The sequence below is a fragment of the Caldithrix abyssi DSM 13497 genome (genome assembly GCF_001886815.1).
GTDB lineage: Bacteria > Calditrichota > Calditrichia > Calditrichales > Calditrichaceae > Caldithrix > Caldithrix abyssi.
Map to the genome: position 1 here is coordinate 4,202,701 of NZ_CP018099.1, position 19,659 is coordinate 4,222,359.

At 49.5% G+C, this 19,659-nt stretch carries 5 protein-coding genes; all 5 read right to left on the reverse strand.

What is annotated here, in order from left to right:
* Positions 1-3: 3 nt before the first annotated feature.
* Positions 4-1,899 (reverse strand): PorV/PorQ family protein, encoded by a 1,896-nt coding sequence (locus Cabys_RS16410; RefSeq protein ID WP_006927272.1) that lies wholly within the window; start codon positions 1,897-1,899, stop codon positions 4-6.
* A 39-nt stretch (positions 1,900-1,938) separates the two neighbouring features.
* The gene (locus Cabys_RS16415) at positions 1,939-16,071 is read right to left on the reverse strand and encodes an Ig-like domain-containing protein (protein ID WP_006927273.1); all 14,133 of its coding nucleotides are present in this window, start codon (positions 16,069-16,071) and stop codon (positions 1,939-1,941) included.
* A gap of 16 nt (positions 16,072-16,087) precedes the next feature.
* Complete coding sequence (locus tag Cabys_RS16420; protein ID WP_006927274.1) at positions 16,088-16,579, reverse strand: hypothetical protein; 492 nt, start codon at positions 16,577-16,579, stop codon at positions 16,088-16,090.
* Between the two features lie 137 nt (positions 16,580-16,716).
* A complete protein-coding gene (locus Cabys_RS16425) occupies positions 16,717-18,462 on the reverse strand; it encodes an HD domain-containing phosphohydrolase (RefSeq protein ID WP_006927275.1) in 1,746 nt (581 codons plus the stop codon).
* Positions 18,459-19,607 carry a tetratricopeptide repeat protein gene (locus tag Cabys_RS16430; protein WP_006927276.1) on the reverse strand — a complete coding sequence of 383 codons (1,149 nt, stop codon included), beginning with the start codon at positions 19,605-19,607 and terminating at the stop codon, positions 18,459-18,461. The genes Cabys_RS16425 and Cabys_RS16430 overlap by 4 nt, the downstream gene beginning before the upstream one ends.
* Positions 19,608-19,659: the final 52 nt, after the last annotated feature.

Genomic DNA, 19,659 nt, shown 5'->3' on the forward strand with positions numbered 1-19,659 from the left:
ATGTTACTTAGTCTTTTTCAAGCGCTCACGGGCATTTTCTATGGCCGTTAACACTTTTTTATTATACGGATAATCTTTCAAAATTTCCTGCCAAATGTCAATAGCCTGCTGATATTTTCCTTTCACAAACATATCGACGCCCTGCAAAAAGCGTTTTTCGGCCGCCGGATCCAGTTCTTCCTGTTTGCTTCTGGATTCGATGCGCGCTTTTTCGTAATACTGTTTTACCAGCTCATTTTCCGGATTCAGTCTCAGGGCTTCTTCAAACACCTTTAAGGCCAGGTCGTACTCTCCCAATTCAAAGAAACTCAAACCACGCTGAATGGTTTCCTGCACCTTAATACGCTGACTTAAAGTTTCGATTTCATTTTGCAGAGCCTGATTATCGGCGCCCAACAATCGGGCCTCGCCCACCAGTCGAAGCGCTTCTGAGTAATTGCCTTTTCTGAATTCCTCTCTTATTTTGGTCACCAGGCGGTTCAGTTCCTCATTCAGTCGCCGCTTGGTGGTTTGAATCGCCTGCAAAATGGTCGGATCTTCCGGCGCACGCTCCAGCGCTAAATTAAATTCAATTAAAGCCTGCGTAAACTGATTATTGTTCAGATACGTTTTCCCTCTTTCAAAATGCTTCTGAATAAATTGTCGGTCAAGTTCCGCCCTTTCTTTATCTAAAGCTAATTTTATAGTTTTCTCGCGTTCTTCTTCAAATCGTTTTTGTAATAAAGCATCGGCAGAATCGAGCATTACTTTTGCTTTTTGATTAAAGGCGTCGTAACTCAACACCTGCTGATACTCCACAATGGCATCCAGATACTGTCCTTCTTGAAAAAACTTATCGCCCTGCTCCAGATGCTGCTTAATCATTTTTTTGCGATCCGCCTCACGGATGGCGGCGATCAATTTTTCTTCTTCCGCTCTCTTACGCGCCTCGGCTAATTTGAACAGGTCGTCGCGCGTCGGCCCAAAGTTAAGGGAAACGGAAAAACGGTGTACGCTGGAAAACACATCGCTGTAAGGGCTGGAAGAAAAGGCGTAATCGATCTGAAAAATGCTGTATTTTACGCCCGCGCCAAAAGTGGGAGAACTGCCGTCCATTCCCAGGCGAACCATCGCCAGATTGCGGAATTTATACTCCGCTCCAACGTGAATCAAAAGGTCTCTTTTCTGGGAATAGTCGAAATCGAGCATTACATTAAACTGATTGCCAAAGCCCTTCATCAAAATGCGGCGCATCAGGCCAAAGCGCACCGTTAAAGGAAACTCATCCACATTATCGCCTTCTTTAACCTGCGGCGCAAACAAATTGCGAAGATTCAAACCAACCGACCAGTCGCGCAGCAGAACGTTGGTGTAAATTTGCGGGCGATACATAAAACCCAGATCCATGCCCACGCCCATATCCACCAGACTTCCCTGATCCACCAGGCCGCTCCACGCCCGGCGCACCAGCCGGATGGTTAAACCCGTGGTAAGGTCCCAGGGCAGTTTTTTAGCGTAAGAGAAAAAACCGTGGTACTCTTCCCAGGAAAAGACGCCCAGATCGGTGTTAAACACATCCGTTTGACGAATGCCGCCAATGCCGATTCTGGCCACGCCCAGGCCAAAGGTTCCCAGATTTAAAGTGGGTAATGCGTAACCCAAAAAGTCGTAATTGGTCCCTTCAAAAAGCGAGGTGTGAAAAAAGGTGGCGCTTTGCTGATACACAAACTCAAGTCCGGCCGGGTTCCAGAACACCGCCGTGGGATCATCGGCAATGGCCGTAAAGGCCCGGCCCACGCTAAAAGCGCGGGCGCCAAAGCCCATGCTCAGGTTACTTTCTGTTCCGCCCTGGCCCTGTTGTGCAAACAGCTCCATGGCTGGCAACAGAAACAGGATCAAATATATCGCGATTTTACTCATTCGTTTAATGCTCTTCATCATACTTCACCATCATTTTCTTTATTTAATGTAGGCGATTTTTGTAATATATCGCTTCACGTTGCCGCCGGACAGGGGCTTAATGTCTATGGCACACAGGTAAACGCCGTTTAAAACGCGCTGCCCCCGATCGTTTCTGCCATCCCATCGAACCAGACGGTCATAAAAACCTCTTTGCAATCCGTCCAGCTTTTTGCTCCACACCAGCTCGCCGGTTAAGGTAAAAATTCGAATCTCCACGTTGGACGCCTCTTCCAGCAAAAAGGCAATATTGGTGTAAGGATGCTGGCGACCAAACGGATTGGGAAAGTTGCCAAAAGCCTCTTCGGGATTGGTAGAAACCAGAGTAAAAGGTTTGGAAATCAGCGCATCGCTTTCGCTTAATTTATTGCCTTCTTCGTCTGATGTACTCAACGGCTTGTCGGCGTCAAAATCATAGGCGTTTACTTCCTGCAACTGGGCGCGGAACATGCGATTGACCACATTGTTTTGAAATTCGGCCACCACCATCAACTTTTTCTCCGTTTTGGGTTCGAGATCCGCCGTTTGCGCAAAAGTAATCGACAACGGGTTTGGCGTGGAATCGGTGAAAAAGTATTCCGCGTAGGTAATAGTCGGTTTAGCCAATCCCTGATAGTCGTCATAATCGATTACCTTTAGCGATTTGAGCATCTGGAACAGCGCCCTGGTCGATAGCAGATTACTCGGATCCGGAGCGTCGTTGGTGCCGTAAAAAGCCAGCTTTATGCCATTAACATGCAACGGATCGTCAAACTCTTTATTGGAAACAATGATGGACATCAACGGCACGTTTTTCTGTCCTCTGGTCAGGCTGGTGTCTGCAACGTCCAGCGGTTCGGTTTTAATGACAATCGTTTTCTGGCGGACGCGGATCGGCACAGAAACCTTGCCCAGCTCTTTATCCAGTTCGGCCGGCTGGTTCAGGTTGGCGTCCAGCGGAAGCGCATCAAAGTTGAAATTAAAACTGGTTGTTAATATCTCGTAAGGCGCCTTAATCGTCCAGTTTAAAGTTTTTCCCGTATCCGAAAACGTCTGAACGATGGTTGAACCGTTGGTTAACTTAAAGCCTTGCTTAAAGATAGACGTGTCGATTCGTACGCTTCCCTCGCCTTCCAAAGCGGCGTATTTAAGCGTGCGTTCTGTGGGGGCGTACACCGGTTTAAGCGTAATCGTTATTTCCTGCCCCTGCGACAACAAGCCCGTGTTGGCCACGGTAATCGGCGTAATGACCGGATCGCTCAAAGCCAGTTTTGCTTTAAGCTGGATGGTTAAAGTCGTCTGTTTCTGATCGGTTACCTGCAGCCCGCTATTTTCATCGACGCCGACGACCTGCACGCTTACCGTCTCCTGTCCGCTGCCGCTGTAGTCTTCGGGGATGCTCAAACTCCAAACAGCCTTATTGTTAGCGCCCACCGGAATCGGCTCCTGCGGCGCAGGCAGTTTATTGGACGGCACCTGAATAATAAGGTAAGGATTGATTACATTATCCGTTTTTTGAACCAAAACATTAAAGGCAAAGTTTTGCCCTGTAGAAACCGTGCCAGCGGGTAATTCCACAAGCGTAATACTGGCTTTTTGACTGATGAAAATGGTTTTCAAAATTTTTTCGTTTTGAATGAACGCCGGCTCGCCGGTGTTTTCATCCAGCGGCAGCTCGGTCGCCTCAATTTCCAGTTGATTGTCTTGCAACGCCAGGGTGGACAGAATTTGCGGCGTCACGTCTCCGCCCTCCTGCGCGTTTACGCGTTCCGGGGTCGCAGAAGCCACCGCTACCTGGCTGCTAACGCGTGTGGTCGTTTCCTGAACCTTGATCCACCAGAACACAGGCTGTCCTTCCGTAAAGATTTTAACGGAATCTGCCGGAGTCGGGGCGCCCTGCTCATCGACAATGGCAAACGCCCGACCAAGACGCAACACCACTTTACCCTGGCCCTGCACTCCGGCCACTTCGGGTTGATTTTGAACCAGAGCCTGCAGTTTAAAAAGCTGTCCGATCGAAACCGAATCGTCAATGGCTCCGGCCGGTTCCACGATTCTGGCCGTTAGGCTTAAACGCGCCTTTTGCACCACCTTCACGTAAATGGTGTCGGTTTGCACCACCTCGTTTAATCCGGGGATGGAAACACTTTTAGCCATTGCCGTGATAACCATGGGTTGCCAGTCCATGGCTTTGGCTGGCGCGCGCACCGTCCAGGCTACATCGGCGATCTGCTGGGTTACAGTGCGTGTCAGGCTGGTATCCAGAGACGTAAAGCCTTCGGGCAGACCAAGAACCACCTTTTTGGCCCCATCCAGCAAATAGTAGAAAACAAGGCGCGAGGCAATGTTAATGGGCGCCTGATCGGTTGAAACGATCAAACTGTCGTTGTTGTTATTCACAAAGTTCGTGGTGATTTCAATATTGTCGATCTTTTTAACGCTGATGTGCATGGTATCGGCCGATGATTGCAAGCTTGTAAAAGCCAGCGTGCCGCTGTTTTCATCCAGAGCGGGGCGAGCGGTATCTGCCGTTACGCGGATCATGCCCCGGAAGTTAATAGAAGGCGCAACGACCTTCCACACCGTCTTTTCTCCGACGTCCACCCTGTGGCTTAAAGAATCGCCTGCCGCCAGCGTTAAGTGGCTGCCCAGGGTATCCAGGCGGAGCCAGACGCCTGAACTCAGGCCGGCCTGACCGTTATTGGTAACGGTAGCTTCCAGATTAAACTGCTGATTGGTGGAGCGGAAAAGGGTATCGTCCACGGTTTCTGATTTGTTAAAACGAACCACAAGGTCGGCGCGTTTAACGATTTGAAAGGCAATGCCCACCGAATCTCTTTTAACCACAGCCGGCAGTCCGGAATTGACATCGGCGGGACGCTCGTTCTCCAAAATTTTTACATAAACCATGCCCTGTCCCGCGACATCCGGCATAACCAGCGTGTCTTCATAAGCGCCGGACCGGAAGCCCTCAATGATATTTTCGGTCGTATTGGTCTGTCCGGTTTTGCGATTTTTAGTGAACACAATGCCGCCTTCCGCCGCAAGGCGCAGCGTTCCGCTTGTGTCAAAATCGGCCATACCGGCATTGCCGATCAGGGATTGCAGAACCACCTTCTGACCGGTTGAGACCACAAAATCTTTTGCTCCGGCCGGCTCTTTCACTCTGGCGCTCAAAAAAATCTGCGGCGGCGTAATTACTCTTACGGGCAAAGATTGCGAACGCAAAATTAGGGTTTGTCCGCTGTTGGCGTCCTGCACCAGGGCGTCCACGTAAATATGGAACGCTTCCGTTGAAGCCGTTCCCGGGGCCACCAGTTTCCAGGAAACCGGCGGAGTGTTCAGGCCGTCTGGCAGGTTTTGCAAGGAACTGTCTTTTACCGAAAAGCCCTGCGGCAGAATGATGCGTGCCTGTTTATTCTGCGGCGAAATGGGGCCAAAGAACTGAAATTGAACCTGTACTTCAAACTCCTGGCCGGCAGAAAGCACGCTGTCTGCCGCGCCCGGCGGAGATGCAATGTTCCACAACACCTGCATCACGCCCTTATTTTCCACTTTCACCGGAACATAATCTGCCGCTTTAGCCACCAGTACCGGCAACGTGGTGTTAGAATCCAGTGGCGCTGATTTCAGCCTTACTCTAATGCTGTCAAAGCGATCATTTACGCTTATATCCACCGGCCGAATCGTCCACTCCACGCCCGGATTATCATTGGAAAAGGTTTTCACCGAATCCTGCGCATTGTCAACCAACTGGTAGTTGTCGGGCAGGGTAATGGCCAGTTGCCCTGTTCCAAACGGCGAGTTGCCCAGATTTTGCACGGAAGCGGTTACCACAAATTGCTGATTTACGCTAACCACAGAATCCAGCGCGCCATCGGGAGCGGTTATTTTGGCATTAACCAGTAACTGGCTGGGCTGATGAACGATAAGCTCTTCGCTGTTATCCAGCGGTTGCGCAATATCTACAAACTGGCCGATCAAATCCAGCGCTGAGGCCACCTCTGCCTTAAATTGATTACTACCCAACTGATCGGCCTGCCAGATCAGCCTGCCGCTCCTCACCGAATCTGGACCGGGCGGTATGTTTTCAATGGCTACCGAGCCCAGCAACACGGAGTTGTTCTGATAAATTTTTACAGTTGCCGTTTTTACCGTGTCCTGGCCAAGATTAGAAACTTTTACGATAAGCGGCGCATTCTGGTCAAAATTGAGATAAGGCGCGTTGGGTACGTTACTGTCTTTTCTGACGAGCAATGAATCGATCCGTAAACGGGCCGGGCGTATTACGCGCACCAGATCATTGACCAGCACGGAATCGGATTGTTCGATAACATGGGGGCGCCTGACGTCGTTAAACCGTATGTTCGGCGTTGCATAAACCAATCCCGTATCGGCCGAACTGCGGACATTAAAATACACCGTAAATTCCAGACTGTCTCCGGCGCTGATGGTGGTGTCTTCCACGCTTCCCTGCACCTGCACCCAGCCGGAAGAAACGTCCTGTTGGTTGCCTGCCTTTTTAAAATGGTAGGTCAGGTCATACAAATAGGCTGCCGATTGCCCGCTGTTTTTGAGCCGGAACATTACTGGCACGTTTTCTTCGCCCTGACGAACAACGGTCGGTTCGAAATCGATCTTGCTAAAATACAAGTAGCCGGGATTAACCACCTTGAGAATTCCGCTTAACACCGTGTCGCGGCTGAATATATTCCCCCCGATGGTCTCGCCCATGGTGTGCAGCTTTACATCATAACTGCCGGGCGCCAGATCAGCGGGCAGCTCAACCTCTTCAAAAACGACGGTAATCGTATCTTTACCTAAAAGAGAATAATTGGTCGAAAAATAGATCGGCGCGATAGCAGTGTTTAATATTTGTAAATAGTTGTCATTTTTATTAAGCGTAATCTGAGCGCTGCCCGTATCCGTTAAACTTACAGAAAAACGAACTTTTTGCTGAGCCACCACCGTATCCGGAGAGAACGACCGATCCACATACAAAGCGTTGCCAATGGTCTGGACAAACAGCTCATCGTAGGTATTAGAAACTTTCACCAGAGCGCCTCCGTCCAGCCCGATCTGACCGTAAATGCGCGTAGCGTCATTGGCCGGGAAATTTTCAGACAGATCGAAGCGAAATTTAAACAGATTGTTCTCCTCGCGCTTTAAAACGGTAAGCGTATCCAGACGCGTCATATTCAGGACGAAAGCTTCGCGGTCTTCGTCATTGGGTCCCTTAAAAATTAATTTGGTCAAATCTGGTTCAATGGGTTTGGCTTCCTGGGTGTTGGAGACCTTCATGTACACGATGATGGAATCCGCGCCCTGGACCACCTGATCGTCTGTTTGCAGTTGCACCGATTTAATGGAGATGATGCTGTCGCCAAAGGCAAATTGTCCGGCATAAATTTCAGAAGTATAAACAGAGTCGTTTGTGGCGCCGGATAAATGCAAAAAGAGTTCATATTCGTCGGCGGCAATGGGCAATACTTCTTTTCTAAAGGTCAGCAAGGTGGAATCTGGCTTACCGGCAATGGTTTTAACGCTTTGCACATCCAGGGGAATCTGATGCACCACGGTGGTCGAATTGACATTCCTGATTTGTAATCTTGTTGTGCTGGTATCCAGTTGCACAGTAGCCAGGCCAGAGTTGATCAGTTTGGTAGTAAACTGTACGGCGGCCGTGTCCACCGCCCATGAGGTTGGATCGGTTTCAACCCACTGAACACTGGCCCTGGTTTCTAACAGGAATGAAGCCGGCGAGGCCGACTGCGCGCTTGTGCTTTCGTTTGAATTTAAGTCAATGCCTTTTATTTCGCTGTTAACGTGCACCGTTACGCTATCGGCGCTGATGTCCGGCATTTCAAGCGCATAAATCAGCGTATCCTTACTCAATCCGGGCTGAGTAAAAGGCGTGGAATGACTGATTAAATTCGGATTAAAATCAAACGGCTGATCAAACTGCAGATTTACCGTGCGTACCTCAACCTTCGCCTCTCCGTCATTGCTAAACTCAATATACAGTTTTCCATGATCCTGGAACTCGCTTAATGTGTCCGGCGCTACCCACGTCTGACTGAGATTCAACTGTCCGCGCGTTTGCACCGTCAAAACATCCGGCGTGTCAACCGCGCTAACCTGGAAGGCCAGCCCGTCGTTGACGTCTTCGCCGTTAACGCGGGCATAAACATCGTAATTGCCAGAAGTTGCGTTTGTTTTAACATCTACATCAAATTCGAATTTAAGAACCTTGCCGTTTTGCAAAACGATGGGTAAGGAAGGTTCGTTGGAACGCGTGATGGTAAACTGGTCGTTCGAAGGCTCGCCATCCTTGCGAAAGGTAAGATTCACTGAATTAATCCGGGCGTCGGCTCTGTAGGCGGCCTGCTCGTTGCTTACCCAAACGCTGGCTATCAAATTTTGCTGACCGGTTGAAGCGGTATCCGGCGAAACGATCACCTTGCGAATGACCACATCCGGCCGCAGTTGTACCACCCAATTGTCGTTGACGTCTGGATCCTCTATAGTGTAATTGCGTCCGGTTGCCGGCTCATTGACATCCACAACGGCCCAGAAGGTGTCCGGCCCTGTCGTGGCCGTGGAATTGACGTCGATGGGAACGGTGTAAGTTATTTCCACTCCGGGCTGCAAGGTCCCGGGCGCGGGGCTTACGGCGCCCTGAGTGTAATTAGCGGCGCCATTGCTAAAGTTTAATGTCAGGTTCTGGATTTGCGCATCAACATCGCCCACATTTTTTAGATGCACCAGTACGTTGACGCCCTGTTGTCCTCTGGAAACCTCCTCTGGCGTTGCCTTTACCGAAACAACGCTAATGGCCGCGCCTCCGGATGTAATCTGCCAGAATAGCTGGGGAGCGCCGGTTTGCGATGAAGTCAATCCGGAAAAAAGATCGGTGTAATTTACCGAGGCGCTCAGCGTATCGTTGCCGGTGGCGGAATTCATTTTAACATCGGTTAAAATGGTCAGCGTTGTGTCAGAATTACCGCCCAGATTAAAACCAAACGTCGGATAGGTAAAGTCGTACAAACCGATTTTTTTCAAAATCTGCACATCATTGATGCGCGCCGTGGCGTTACCGGAATTTGTGAGGGTGACAAAAATTTGTTTGCCGGTATCGCCCTGGGCAACGGCGGAATCCGGCGAGGTAATGGCCGTCACCGAAACGCTGGCCGGCGAAAACACCGTCCACAAATCCGGTACATTGGCCGAATTATCAGCCAGAGTCGAATCGATATTGCTGTTCACCAGGTTTTGATCGCGCCCGCGGGCGACGGCATCCAATATTTTAAGACCTTCTGGGTCATCGGGCGGAACCTGAAAGTTCAAAGTAAAGCGCGTCTTGCCTCCGCCGGCAATGGTCGCAGGCAGGGCCGGCGTTACCTGATCGATTTGTGGATAGGCGCTTAAATACAGTGAATCGACGATTAGCGTGGCCTCGCCCTCATTTAAAACGGTAACCACCACCGAAGTATCGGTGCCCTGCGAAATGTTCTCCGCCGCCGCGATCACAGAATCGATGGTTAGCACCGCACCCTGTTCAATGGTCAACAGATCCGGTACATCGATATCCTGATTATAAAAAGAACCGTTTTCATCGCCGGTTAAATTCAATTTTAAAGCGTACTGTCCGGAAGTGCCGCTGGCCACATCGCTTTCAAAAAATAACGTGTCGGTGGTCAACCCATCGATTGACAGCGGCCGTACCAGCAAACGACGAAATGTGGGATCGTCCACCAGATAAAGATAGGTTTTGGTAGGATCAAAATGCACAATGGCCTGGCCTTCATTCTGTACTGTGACCCACGGCGCGACCATCTGCCCCGAAGATATGCGTTCCGGCTCGTAGTTGAGCGCAACCAGATTGGCCGCGCTCACGATCAGCCAGCTATCGGTGGTATCCGCGCCCGTATCCGATATCTGGATGCCTGTATTGCCATCATGGCCGTACAACCAGCCGTTGATGGAAGCTGTGCCAGTGGCCGAGGTTGCTTCTACCTGAACCTTAAACTGGATGGTGTCGCTTTGATTAACGGCCAGGGTGCGTGTTAAATACCGTTTAACCGTCGAAGCGACGTAACTGCCGTAAGAAAAGGTTAACGCGGCGCTATCCAGTTGAACCGCATTTTGACCGATGTTTTTAAAACGCATGGTAACCAGAATGCTGTCCTGTCCCGTGCTGACCGAATCGTAATTGGTTAAAACCGACAGGATAGACAGCGTGCCTTTGCCCAGCACTTCCCAGGAGTCAAACTTCTGGGCGTCGCTGGCATGATAGGCGGTTTCGCTATTTACGTCCTGATAACCGATTTCAACGCGGAACGTGTCCAGTCCCAGCGGCGCGTCGGCCGCCACTTTGATGAGATAGCTCAACGTCGAACTTGAGTTTCCGGGCACATCAAAGGGAAAGGACTGCAAGGGCGTTAGAACATAATCGGATTGATACTGAATCAAAACGCTATCGCCGGTTGTAATGCGCGCCGTCGCCTGGCCGATATTCTGCAACGTAATGCGTAAGGTGTCGCCCTGTTCGCCCTGACTGACCAGGGTATCGCTCAGGCTAACGCTATTGATGGTCAGCTGGGCAATGGTTTGCACTGCTAAAGAATCGTTTTTAGAGGCGGTGTAAAGCGTATCGTAAATGGTTTGCGTGTTTTCATCGCCTACCACATAAAGAACGCCGGCGTAGGGACTGTTTGCCGCCGCAAGGTTGACGGTAGAAGCGGCAAAGATTAAATCGCTCACGCCGTTGGCCACGGCGGTTTGATTGTTGGTTAAAAAGAAGGCCTGGCTTCCGAACTCCAGACGCGTTTGATTTTTATCCAGAATGATGTCGTACTGACCATTGTTTTGAACCTGAAAGGTAAATTGGACCTGCTGATTTTCGGAGACGGTCATGGGCGAAAAAGCCACATATTGCAGATCGGCCTGCGGCGTTATCAGAAAGTAATCGGTCTGATCGGCGGAACTGTCCGTAACCCTGTTGCCGCTGGAGATGGCCGTGACAAAAATTTCGGCATCAACAGTGATGGAATCTTCCGGGGCAGCCGCAGGCACCGTAACGCTAAACTCATAAAAGGCGTCGGTGCCGGCTAAAATCGTATCCACACCAGAGGTGCGCACCTGTTGAAAATTGTAATCGGGCGTAAAGGTCAGATGAATGGAATCCACCTTTACATCATAGTTGCCGGAGTTGCGCACCTTTATTTTGATTTGATCTTTTTGAGCGCCGCGCGCCACGGTTTTAGGAGCGGGAACCGTTACCGATAGCAGACGAACAGGCTCCACGCTCAATTCGCCGTCGTCCGTGCGCGTGGTTCCGACCATGCCGGCGTAAACCCCGCTGCCGGTGAACTTTAATTCGGGCGTGTAATTACCGCTGCCCACGCTGCTTAAAATCGATTTTGCCCTGTATTTTAAACGGTTAACGCCCGGCGAGAGAACCAGCGGAGAATCAATGCTGGAAACAAACTGCCCGTTGGCAAAACTGAAAGTAGTGTTTGCCGTATCCAGGGCCACTGCATCTTTGCCGGAATTGGTAACCGTTACATAAAAGCTTATCGGTTCGTTGAGATTAACCACTTTCGGTTGTAAGGAAGCGCTTTGATAACGGATGGCGTAAAGCGTAAAAAGGGCGGTATCCACGCCCGTAATGAACGCACGCACCTGCGAGCTGTCCACATCTTCGGGACTGGTGTAGGTTGTTTGCGCCTGGCCGTTTTCATTGGTGATCACCGCGTAACTGGACAGATATCCGTTGCTGTTCAATGTTTCGAAGGAGACCTTTTGCCCGGAAATGACGTTGCCGTATTGATCTTCCACGCGCGCTCTGAGCAATTGATTGTTTCCGGCGACGGCCGTGCGATAATTGCCGGAATCGGCCACGACGGCAAAGGGCTGCGCCGGTATTAAACTGGCGTAAACTTCCACGTTTGCCAGGCCGCTGCTGCTGACGACCAACGTGTCGCGATCCACGGTTTGTCGTAAAATCCATTGCGTTGCCGCCTTTCCGCTGGAATTGGTAACGGAAGAGGCGGGATTAACCTGCCCGGTAGAAGTGGGCTGCCAGTTAATGGTCACGCCGCTGATGGGATTGTCGTAAGCATCGACCACCTTAACGCGCACCGAATCGCCATAAGAGGTGGCCACCGTATCCTGCTGGTTGTTCTGGGTCAACAACACGATATGATCGGCGGCGGCCGGATCGGCAGTGACGCTAAAGAAAACCGTGCCGCTGTTCAACAAATTATCGTTGTAGGCGGTAATTTGATACAAACCGCTTTTGCTGCCGGGCGTAAAGTAAACGGATGCGCGGCCGGTCTGGTCGGTTGTGGCAGAAGCCCCTGGCGCAAAGTCAAAATCGCCGCCTCCCTGCGGATAGTTCAAAACGGCAAAGGTCAGCGGTACGTTTTCAACCGGGTTGCCGAGGCTATCGGTAACCTCCACCACCATGGCCTGAGTCAACTGGGTTTTTACCACGCCAATGCGCGCGCTGTCGTTGCTGGCATCTACCCAGCGATTTAAGGCATTGGCCTGTGACTCAAGCACATTGGCCGTAAACTTTAAAGAATCCGGGATAACATTGACCACCGCGTAAGCCGAATCTTTACCGATAGTATTTCTCAGCTTCCATTTGCTTCTGGAAATGCCCAGGGTATTGGTCAGATCGGTAGGCGGATTTAACGTACTGGTCGGATCCTGCGTCTTCCAATCTACCGTAACGCCAGGAACCGGGTTATTGAAAGCATCCAGCACTTTAACAGCCAGCGAATCGTTCAGTTCAGAGCCAGCCGATCCGCTGAAATTATTGGAAGAAACGTAACTCATGCTGACCGGCGCACCCGGATTTACTTTAATGATTCCGGAAGCATCGCTCAAAGTGCTGGTTCCGTATTTTTTATTGACGATCAATTTACCAGAATTGACGGTTGTAAAATTAAACGTATTGGAAACACTGGAATCAACAAGCGAATAGTAGCCAATCGAATCGCCGGAAGCAGACCATTTAACGGCCACATCGCCCAGATAATTGCCGTACAGGTCATATCCCGCCGCGTAAAGCGTCCAGCTATCTCCCGCGTTGGCGGTCGAATCTCCCAGTTCAACGCCGCCGTTATTGGCCGCCGTACGGATCTTTATGCTGGCCAGGCTGGCCTCGCTCACCGTAATGGTGCCTGTGGCATCGTCTGTCCAGCCGTTGGCATTGCTGGTTACCACCGTACCCGAACCGGGTTCCGTAGGCGACAGCGACACAACGTAAGTATTGGTATTATTGGCGCTCAATCCTGTTAACGTGCCGGTGGTGGACCAATCGACATTGGCATTTCCGGCAAAATTATTGTTCGCATCGTAACCGGCTGCGTAAAGGGTTAAAGTTTGCCCGGCGCTTAAGGATACCGCGCCCACTTCCTGGCCGCCGCCGTTGGCCTCGTCGCGAATTAAAACATAGGAGATGGCGCCGGCGTTAACGGTGATGCTGCCGGTTTGATCGGAAATTTGCGCGTTGGCCGAAGCCTGCGCGCTGATGGAGCCGCTTCCCGTCTGATCCGGGGTAAATGTAACCGATGCGCTCGGATTGGCCGGAGACAGCGTCCCCGTTAAACTGTTTAACGTCCAGTTGGCAGAAGTTTGCCCCAGGTAGTTGCCGTCCGCATCGTAGCCAATGGCGTAAAGGGTAAGCGTCTGGTCGGCGGTTAAGCTGGTATCGCCCATGGTTTGCCCGCCGTTCACGTCCGCCGTTTGCAAACGTAATTCGGCAAGAGCGCCGGCGCTGACGGTAATGGTGCCGGTCTGGTCTGCCGTGGCTCCGCCGGTCGGCGTGGCCACAATTTGCCCGCTGCCGCCGGCCACAGAAGGATTAAAGGTGTATTTGGCGCCGGTGGCGTTCACGCTTTCCAGTGTGCCGGTAGAACTCCAGGTAACGTCTGTATCTGAAATAAAGTTGCCATATTGGTCATAGCCCGCGGCGTAAAACGTGTAGGCATCATCCGTGGTCAGATTTAGCGCGCCTACTTCCTGGCCGCCGTTGTTGGCCTCGCTGCGAATAATCACATAGGCCAGCGGGGCCGCATTAACGGTGATTAAACCGCTTTCTCCTTTAATGTTGCTGTTGTCGCTTTTGGCCGCGCGCACCGTAAAACTGCCGACCACCGTATCCGAAACGCTAAAACTTAACGTGCTGTCATTGCTAAAAGTCAAACTGGCGGAAGGGCTGACCGTGGCTGTGCCGCTGCCCGGCGTGCTGATGTTTACCGTGCTGGAATTTATTACGCCGTTGCCGTATTGATCGCGCGCCGTGATCGTAAAATTGACGCTGCCGCCGGCCGTAATGCTCTGATCCGTGGCAGGATTAAACGTGTAGTACGATATGCCCCCTGCCTGCAGGGTCATTACATAAGTGCTGGTAACCGCGCCCGAAACCACATCGATGCTGTCCGAAACGTAAGCCGTGCTGGTGCTGGCCGTATACAACGCCTCTGCAATGCCGTTGGCGTCCGTCGTGACGGTGATGTTGTTCAACCCGTTAGAAAATGTGCCGTTGCCCCGAACGCGCGTAAAGGTTACCGAAGCGCTGCTGACCACATTGCCGTAAACATCTTCCAGCCGGAATTGCAACAAACGGTCATTGCCCACCACAATCGGATCTTCGGCCGTTAATCGAACAAAATGATCCGCCGTGGAAGCCGTGACGCTGATCAAACCGCTTTCGCCGTTCACTTCGCTGTTAACAGAGTTCACCGCCCGAACCGTAAAACTACCCACCGTATTGTCCGAAACGCTAAAACTTAACGTGCTGTCGTTGCTAAAAGTCAGGCTGGCAGAAGGACTGACCGTGGCCGTTCCACTGCCCGGCGTGCTGATATTTACCGTTTCGGAATTAATAACCCCGTTGCCGTATTGATCGCGCGCCGTGATCGTAAAATTAACGCTGCCGCCGGCCGTGATGCTTTGATCCGTGGAAGGATTAAACGCATAGTATGAAACGGGACCGGACGTAACATTTACGCTATAACCGCCGTCCGTGGAGCTGGCCCGCAAAGAGGAATCTAACACCGCGTCATACGTGCTGGGAAAGGCGTTATTTTGCGAGAGCGAGGTGGGCAGGCTTAAACCAAAAACCACGCGCAAGCTGTCAATCACATCAAACGAAGAGGTACGAATGAATAAAGAATCCGTCACCGTGTCATAATACCAGGTGGCGAATCCGGGATCGGCCGGCTGGTTTTGACTGTTTTGAATGTAGGCCGACGAGCCGTTAATGTAAATGGCATGTACGGCCGGCACCGCAAGAAAGGGGTTTTTAATGGCAAAACGATCCAGCTTGCCGATGCCCTGTGCGCCGCTAAGATCGATATTGTAGAAATGGTAATAGAAGGTGGTATAGGAGCCGGCTGGCCCGCTGGTAGGCGAAATGGCCGCCGTTACCCCGGAAATCAACCTTTTATTATGAAACAGAATGGCCATATTCGAAGTCAAAGGGCCCAGCCCTACGCCTGTTCCATAATAATAAGTCAAACCGTCGGTGGCATCCGCCCCGATGCCAATGGTGGCCGTACCGCCGCCGTTGTACTCCGAATCGATGGTATTGTACTGCATTTTGATTAAATTGGACTGCTCAAAAATGACCAGCTCGCAGATCAGTGTTTTGGTCTGGCTCAAATAATTGTCAATGGCGTCCCACTGCACCACAATTTTTCGATTGGGAGCCGATCCGGTAACGGCATAGTAAACTCCGCCATCGTAGCGGGAATCAGAGAGCAGATCATCCCAGTAAACGGCAATAATGGAATCCGGACCGGACAGGCCCGGCAGGCTGTCATTGGCCGGATAGGAATTGGCGCCAGGATTCTTAAAACTAATCCAGCCATTGGGCGAAATAAACAAACTGTCGTGCTGCTTACCGTAAAAGGAGACCTTAAAGGGCAACGCCACGCCAACCGGAGCTTCATCGTTAAAACCAGCGGCAAAAATTTGATTGGCGCTCGATTTGATATCGATCCAATTGTAATCGATGGCGACGGTTCCCCTGGAATCTGTCCACATGTGACCAAAATTATCAATCCCCCCCTGATCGGCAAACGCCTGATGCAGCGTCAGGGAAAATAGAATGAAAACTAAAATCAATTTATCTCTCATTTGAACCAACCTCTTTCTACCTGGTCACACTCTGTTTAATTTGAAACTCAATCTGGCTTAAAATTGCCCCTAACCGCCCCTGGGCAAGTAAAGCCATTAATTTCAGTTTCCCGTTTGTTTTGCGCTGACCTTCATTGGCCAGGTTCAGAAAAACGGTTAACTTTCCGGCTGGCGCAGAAAAATTTTGGGCAAAACGCAAGATCATCAAAGAATCTGTTTTTTCCCAGTGAATTACGCGGTCCGAATCCGGGTAGGTGTCAGCCTCTTTCAGCCAATAGGAGCGGTCGCCGCTTTTTATTTGCACCGGCACAAAATTACGCGATGCCGGAAAGCTTAAAGCAATTCCCCGCTCGCCATTCTGAATACCGTTTATTTCCACGGCCAAATTCCAGTTTACCGATCTATTGGGATCAAAATTGGTCGTAAGCGAAAGAGAATAATTTTGGGCAAATAAGAAAGCGCCCAGGGCGAAAAGCCAGAATATTATTTTAAAACCTTTAAACTTCATCTTAATAACTCCCTCTGCCTTCACTTTTAAATTAAAAATTATCACCTGATTAAATGTTATTTAATAATATCGACGAACTTAACTTTTTCATCAGTGATGCAAAACACAAGCGAAAAAAAATATCACATTCAGGCGAACTAATGCTTAGTAGGTTTTGGAGTAACATGCTTTACAATATCTAAAAATGCTTTTACCACTTCCGGATCGAATTGCTGGCCGCTTTGTTGTTTTAAAACTTCCATGGCCTGAATTTCGGAAAGCGCTTTGCGGTACGGCCGCTCCGACGTCATGGCGTCATAGGCGTTGCAAACGGAAAGCATTCTGGTTTCCATGGGGATTTCTTCTCCGCCGATGCGATGCGGATAGCCCCGGCCGTTAAAATACTCGTGATGATGTACCGCCATGTCCACCATCAAATCATTAAAGCCGGCCGATTTAAGGATTTTCCCCCCTTCAATCGTGTGCGTTAATATGCGCTCTTTAATCTTCGCATCCTTTAAACTATTGGAAAGCGATTTGTCGTAGAGCAAATAACGATCGTCTATGGCCGTTTTACCGATATCGTGCAATAACGCTCCCAGGCCCAGCTGCCTGATTTCATTGGGGGGGAATCCCAACCTTTTTGCCGTCATAGAAACGTAATTGGCCGTACGCACCAGATGTCCGCGATTAAAGAAAAACTTTGCTTCCATGGCATAAAGCATGGCCCGCACTGTTCTGGCAAATTGATCGCGAAATTCATCGGATTGTTGCACCTGTTCCAGAATAAACGCGCTTTGATTGGCAACCACTGATATTAAATTGAAATCTTCTTTGGTGTATTCGGCGCCGGTTACTTTCGGGCCAAAGGCCACCATGCCCAGTATTTTGTTTTTTACGTAGATGGGACAGATTACATCTTTTTCAAACTGTTTCATAAAGTTCAATTCATCGGCAAACAAATTATCGCGCGGCAGCTCGCGTAAATAAAGCGGTTCTCTAAAGGCTCTTAATATTGAAATGATATTGCTATCCAGATAAATCTTTAACTGGCTTTTGTTTAAAGTGCGCAGTCCTTTTTCTACTAAAATATTCCAGTAGTTTTGATTTTTCTTTTCTCTGGCCATAATAAAGGCATGGCTGCTGCCCATCTGACCAAGCGCGGTTAACAAAAAAGAGCCGAGTACATCTCTGGAATCCTTTCCGATCTGAATCTGTTCGCTGATGGTCACAATATTCTGTATCTCTATTTCGCGGCGCTTAATATCTTTATTTAATTCTTCTGAGCCCTGTTTTAAGATGTAAAATCCTTTTTTGAAGTGTTCTTTTTCTTCTTCCAGTCGTTCGATCTGATTCTCCAGTTGCTCCGATCTGGCTTTAAACTCGAAGGCAAGTTTTTTAACCCAAAAAATACCGCCCGCCGCAATTCCATATACGACCGCCTGGCTGATCATCTGAAAAAGCACATGGGGTAAATAGCCGGTCAGCCCCCACACCAGGCTACTTACCAATAACAAAAAAGCGGCTAAATAGTTAATGTTTTTAAAATGCGTTTCATTAAAAAGTAAGGCATTGGTCGTTAAAATCAAAGCCGGTCCAGCCATAAAAAGCATGGATCCTGCAGATAGCGGATAAAAGGCCACAAACAATATCACAAGATCAATGGCTAAAATAACAGCGGCCTGAGACGCTGCAAACGTTTTATCATGATAAAATAAAGCCCAGATAATCAGCCCCAGAGCCTGAAGAATTAATCCGCTTAATGCCAGATAGTAAATAAGCGCGGAGGGAGACGAAGGCGGAAAGGAGATAATCAACACGCTTAATAGTAAAACGGCGCTCATTGCGCCCATAAAAAGGGAGCTGGCTTTGGCTTGAATCAGGTTTAGATCAGCTTTAATCATTTTAAAATCGCTCTTAATAAAATCAAAAACTCTTTACCGTCGTTTTCAACTAATTTTTTATTTTTCATGGCTTTTTCGTATGAAGGATTAATTTCCAGCGCGCGATCAAATTCATTTAAAGCCTGCAAAAATAAATTCCGGCATTGAATAAGATGGACAACGCCAAGACTGTTCCACAAATCGGCATATTCGGGCCTAACTTTTATCGCTTCTTTGAGCTCCTGTTCATACTGTTTAATTTCCCGCTCTGTCAGGTTTACGCCGTCGTACATAAATTTCAAATAAAAGCTGGTGCTGATTAAACTGCTGGTATCTTGCGGGAACAAGCGTTCACGCAGATTTACCAGTAAACGGATGGCTTCCTCAAACTCCGAACGATCTATACTTTGCTCAATGGCCAGATATTGCTCGTCCGTAAACAAAGGATTGGAATTTTTCACTTTGCGCAACAGTTGCCGCGCCCGGTCGATTCGAATCGAAGGCGGAGGCAAATACGAACTTTCTTTTTGCGTAAGAATACTTTCCAGATAGGTTATGGCCGTGTTGTACTGGGCTTCGCCGTAATTGGGGTTGATGCGCAAAGCTTCCTGATAATAATTCAAGGCCTTAACATGGTTGTGTTTGTTAGAGTAGGCAAGGGCCAGTTGATTAAAAACGTCCGCATAATTGTAGCCGGATTTTACCACACGGTTTAAAAGATTAATGGCCTCGTCGTTTCTGTTGAGTTTGGTGTAGGTAGAGGCCAGTAAAATTAAAGCGCGATTGCATTTCGGATCGATCTCCAGCACCTTTTTGAAGGTACGAATGGCGTCGGAGATGAGGTTGTGTTTTAAAAACAGGGTGCCCAGTTTAAGCAAGGCGTTAACATTGGGCGCTTTATTGATACGATCGGCTACCTTGAAAAGGAAGTGAATTTCATCGATGGTAGCCTGGTGTACGTCTTTAACAAAATTTTTAACGTGGTCTTCCGCTGTTTGCGCCTGCTCCGACTTACGACGCTCGTAGTGGAAAGTCTGGGCTGTAATCAACCGTCCTTTCTCAAATATTTCACAGCGCACCACTCCCTTTGCCTTATTGGTCGCGGTTTGCACATGAAATATTCTTTTTCCGACAACCACATTATCATTGAAGCCAATATCAGGCATGTTGCTCTCTCCCCCGTCAACGGAGCGTTAATCGATTATTTATTATTTTACA